Annotated in this window: 8 protein-coding genes; 1 reads left to right on the plus strand and 7 read right to left on the minus strand. The window is 51.7% G+C overall.

Annotated features, from left to right (window positions below; all coding sequences use genetic code 11):
• Positions 1–62: 62 nt before the first annotated feature.
• From M8370_RS22840 to M8370_RS22870, 7 genes are all read right to left on the minus strand, one after another.
• Positions 63–2,273, minus strand: coding sequence for a replication endonuclease (locus M8370_RS22840; protein ID WP_250021802.1), 2,211 nt, complete (start codon positions 2,271–2,273; stop codon positions 63–65).
• Between the two features lies 1 nt (position 2,274).
• Positions 2,275–2,496 carry a TraR/DksA family transcriptional regulator gene (locus M8370_RS22845; RefSeq protein ID WP_250021803.1) on the minus strand — a complete coding sequence of 74 codons (222 nt, stop codon included), beginning with the start codon at positions 2,494–2,496 and terminating at the stop codon, positions 2,275–2,277.
• Entirely contained in the window at positions 2,496–2,723 is a 228-nt protein-coding gene (locus M8370_RS22850) for a DUF2732 domain-containing protein (protein ID WP_250021805.1), read from the minus strand. The genes M8370_RS22845 and M8370_RS22850 overlap by 1 nt, the downstream gene beginning before the upstream one ends.
• Positions 2,724–2,790: 67 nt before the next feature.
• On the minus strand, positions 2,791–3,129 hold the full coding sequence (locus M8370_RS22855; protein WP_250021807.1) for a DUF5347 domain-containing protein: 339 nt from the start codon (positions 3,127–3,129) through the stop codon (positions 2,791–2,793).
• On the minus strand, positions 3,093–3,293 hold the full coding sequence (locus M8370_RS22860) for a phage filamentation protein Fil family protein (RefSeq protein ID WP_250021809.1): 201 nt from the start codon (positions 3,291–3,293) through the stop codon (positions 3,093–3,095). The genes M8370_RS22855 and M8370_RS22860 overlap by 37 nt, the downstream gene beginning before the upstream one ends.
• 7 nt (positions 3,294–3,300) lie before the next feature.
• On the minus strand, positions 3,301–3,810 hold the full coding sequence (locus M8370_RS22865) for a phage regulatory CII family protein (protein WP_250021810.1): 510 nt from the start codon (positions 3,808–3,810) through the stop codon (positions 3,301–3,303).
• 30 nt (positions 3,811–3,840) lie between these two features.
• A complete protein-coding gene (locus M8370_RS22870) occupies positions 3,841–4,104 on the minus strand; it encodes a hypothetical protein (protein ID WP_250021812.1) in 264 nt (87 codons plus the stop codon).
• Positions 4,105–4,239: 135 nt separating this feature from the next.
• On the opposite strand from M8370_RS22870, the gene M8370_RS22875 reads away from it, so the two are divergent.
• Positions 4,240–4,414, plus strand: a 175-nt coding sequence (locus M8370_RS22875) for a helix-turn-helix domain-containing protein (RefSeq protein WP_250021814.1), incomplete at its 3' end; no start/stop codon positions are given.

Genomic DNA, 4,414 nt, shown 5'->3' on the forward strand with positions numbered 1-4,414 from the left:
GGCAAAAGGTGTGAAGAAAAATTGCAGCGCTATGCATTGTATGTGCATGATATGGATGGACATTACCTATGATTCATCTTAACTACCCTAGCTAAAGCCGCAACGCGACTGAGTATTCCCATGGCTTGAGACCGATGTGATGGTGCTGCGAAAAACACCTCTCCTTTGGCCGTTCCGCGCAACCATTTTCCGTTAAAACAACTTTTACCACCTGCCATAAGGTGCAGGGCTTCGCCCCGGCTGATAGTGGTGCCGGTTGTCAGATGTATCTCGTCGATAATTTTCGCTATGGCTGCGTTTTGCTCATCCGTTCCGTGGATGAATTTTCGCCGTATTGCTGGCTTTTGCTTCCTGAGTCGGTTCGTCAGCTCTCGTCTTTCACGCCTGCTGAGCGGTTTTGATAAATCCAGTATCGGTGGATCGCTTTCGCTTCCCGTACAGTTATTGACAGAACTCCGAGAGGGCGCAGGAGCGCCCTTAACGTCAACGGCACGCTTCGGCACAATTTTCCACTGCGTTAACCGGGTTAAAATCGGGGTACCAGCGCCGACAGCAGAGTCGTAGACGCCACGAATGCACACGGTTTCCTCACCATACTGGTTAAACTCGGGGTGCGGCTCATACAGCGTGCGCACCTGTAAATCATCGCGACGGACAAACGGACCACCCTGCGCATTAACGTAACCAGCCCAATCACCGGCGTCGGCGGCATCATGGACGGCAGCAAACTCAACACTCAGACCGTGCGCAGTCTCTGTATCAGCGAGACGACGCAACTCACGGTAGACCGTCACCGGCGCACCGCCGATAAACTGAAACTGACGGATGTGCCAGCGCGCCGCCCATGCTGAAACGGCGGGAGCTGTCTCTTTAAGTAGCTCGCCGCTTTCGTCATCGGTTTCACCATCGAGAGCATAGCCGTCGATGTTTTTTGAAATGTATTTAGCAACATAGCCGGTAGCGCTGCCCTTTTCCGGGTCGATGGCTTCGGCATGAAAGCGCGCCTTTTTGGCTTTGTCGCTTCTCAATTCGTGGTGGTCTTCCTCCCACGCATAATCGCGAATGATGAGGCGCACTCGCTCTACGTCTTCCGGCAGCATGAACATAAGCATGTGCCAGTGCGGCGTTCCGTCGTGATGAGGCTCGGCAACACGTATGCCGAAAATGCGGATTTCTTCTCGGTGCAACTTGGCACGTATACGCGCCCAAAGGCTGGTTAGATAGCTCTGCGTGTCCGACGGGCTGGCTCCGTTCCATTTGCTGTTACGGTAGCCTGCTTTAGTGGTGGCGTGATATTTAGACGGCGCAGTCAGGGTGTAAAACTCCCCGACATAACCGAGCTCATTGCAGATATTTTCAAACCCACGGATGCGGGTCATCAGCTCGCAGCGGCGTATCGCAGGGTTAGCGACAGAACCGTCGTATTTTTCAATCAAGCTGATGCGGTTGCCGTCTTCGTCTTCGAGATCCAGCCCCTTGAGAAATTCACGCGTGCGGCGCTTTTGCTCGCGCCAGTCTGTCACGCAGTTTTTACTCGCGTAGGCGTGCCGTTTCTTGCTGACGTTGCCGACTGCAATTTGCAGATGTTCGCGCCATGACGCTGCAATGCGTCGCAGACGGCCACGCCACCAAACCTCATTAAACATGCGCATTACTGCCGGTGCGATCTCATCCTGACCGACAAACTTTTTTGTCACGCGCTCCCAATGCGGCGGGGTAACGTTGAATTGCAGGGAAATAAAACCGGCGCGTATATACCAGGTGTACAGCGTTTTTAGCTCACTAAATCCGGTGTCATCAATGTCAGCCAGTTCAGCGCGAATGAAATTAGCGATATCAGCGGCCAGCAGGTCAATATCGGCGCGCGACATATCAGGGAGGCGGTTGAATCTGGCAACCATATTGACCATGCGTGACGCCAGATATTGCCTAAGCTCAGTATCGAAATGACCACCGAAAACAGCGGCTGAAACTTTGCTATCGATACCGACGCACGCGTATTTTTTTGCGACCAGTTCAAGACGCGGCAATGCCTTTTTGCAAAAACTAATTAAAAACGCATTGGCTCGTTGACTGCCCTGATTTTGCTCCAGCACCGCAGCGGTGCGGTATACATCAAAATGCACGCACTCTGGCTGCTGAGAAAGCACCTTTCTCGCATGCAGCAAAGCCGCGAACATACGGTCACGGCGATGCTGTTGATCGTAGGTAAGATATGGGCTGGCTATTGCCGACCGTGGTTTATTCCACGGATAAGCGAATTGAACCGCCAATTCATACCCCCCGATAATGTTTATATTTCAGTTCTGAGATTTCTTGACAGGTCACACAAAAGACCACGCCCGGAATTGCAGCACGACGAGCCTCCGGGATTGGTGCTTCACATGCTTCACAAAGGAAACAAGATGGCGCGGTGATACGGCTGCGCGCGTTGCTGATGTTGCGCTCGCGGTCTTCCTGCTCGCGCTGTTGTGCTAAATCCATTGCATCGGCCATCAGTGCAACTCCTGTGATTCATTCTCATAGCGGGTAGCCTCACGGCGCAGCAGTTCCGCGGCTTCGGTGCCGCTCATGCCCTCTTTGGTGATATGGATAGCCAGTGCCTCAAGGCGGATGGAAACAGCAAGAGCGCGGTCTTTGCGCTCTTCTTTTTTGGCATCGGTCAGCAATACGGCCAGCGCATCACTATCAGTGTTAAAATAACGAGTTTCGGTTATACGCATAATTGACTCTCCTGATTTCGGGTAAAAAGACGCCCGGCGGGTTTACGCCATTAAATTTCTGTTTGAATTAATTAGGCATGGTTAGCCGCTTGGGAAATAAACTCACCACTGCGCGGAAATGGTTCATCGCTGTAATCAGCGCTTTTTTCTCGTCAGTAGTCAGCTCACTTAATTCGAGCTCATGACGAGCCGCCGGTATTTTTGCCAGAAAGAAAATAGCGGCCAGCGCCCGATTGTTTTCTTCAAACTGTGGATCACGTTTATCACGCATAACATCTACAAAACGCTCAACCTCTTTCCAGCTATCGCCCCAATATCTCGCGCGCAATTCAGCTACGTGGTTGAGGCCAGCCAGACGTTCACCCGCCTTTAGCGGAACAGTCGCGGAAACAGCTTCGATAGCCATGATTCCCCCTGCTTTTGCGTAGATAGGCCAGTCAGTAAATCAGCCTGTGAACGGCTCGGGTGCCAGCGCTTGCCATCCTTGCCAATAATCCAGCCGTGGCCGCAGTGCATGCCGGGGCTTTGTTTGACGAGCAAAGACGCGAATGACGGTTCATTATTCAGCATGAGCACCTCAAATCAGACCGAACGATGCGCCAATTCCGCTCATGGTATCGACCACACTCGTCATCGCCGGGTTAGTCTGTAGACGTGCATGCAGCGCCAGTGCCGACAAAGACAACATGCGAATACCAGAGTTAACGCTTTCAATCATGGTGTGTTTACGCGCAGAGGTCAGACGCTCCTCAGATACAGCACCGTTCGCAAGCTCGCCGAGCTCACGCATTGCGTGCATGACATAAGACTGCAATTTATCTTTTGCCAGCTCGTTTACCGGCACGCATGGCAGACAATGTATCTGCGCCAGAAAACCATCAACGAGGGTTGAGTCTTCGGTCAGGTCTGTCAGCAGCCACAACTCCGGCGGGGTGAGCTGGTGAGGCTGTTCCGGGTTGAGTTTGTTACGTAACGTTTGAACATTCATTCCCGCACGTTCGGCCAGCTTCGCCATGTTGTGACGCTGCGCAAAAGCCCGACACGCTTCGTCATAATGGGGGTGTTTGGAAACCTGAAAATCAAACATGTCTCATCCTTACCATTCACTTAAAGTGAATCAATCACCTATGACGAGCTGAAAACGAGAATGACCTAACGCTTTACGCATTTGCTCTTCTTTCCAGCGTGCGTAGTAGATACGAATCGGGCCACCGGCTTTTTTGCAGCCTTTGCGAATAACACGCTGCTCGATTGGTACGCATGGATTGTCGCCAGTAGTCCAGCGATACGCGGTGCGCTCAGAAACCCCCTCTAACTCTGCGAACTGCTGGAGGGTAACGATAGGTGCGGGGATTTTGATGATTGCGATTTCAGAAGCCATATTGCATGATTCCCTGTTTGCCAATACTCACGATTAATGGTCATCGGTCTGACAACGTTTGCCATTAATTAACTTAGGTTTAGCCGCATACTAATGCGCACAAGCCGCAACAGTCAATACGTGGATGCGAATTTTATGGAAACCGATTCAGGAATCAGTAACGAACATGTCTTAGATAGGATTTGCGATGTCTACGGTTTCGCTCAGAAAATCCAGCTCGCAAGGCATTTCAATATTGCTGCAAGTTCCCTGCAAAACCGCTATACGCGAGGCAGTATTTCTTATGACTTCATTGTCCATTGTGCCCTTG

Source organism: Enterobacter cloacae complex sp. OE43NF, assembly GCF_023544405.1.
In the GTDB taxonomy this organism is placed as follows: Bacteria; Pseudomonadota; Gammaproteobacteria; order Enterobacterales; family Enterobacteriaceae; genus Enterobacter; species Enterobacter cloacae.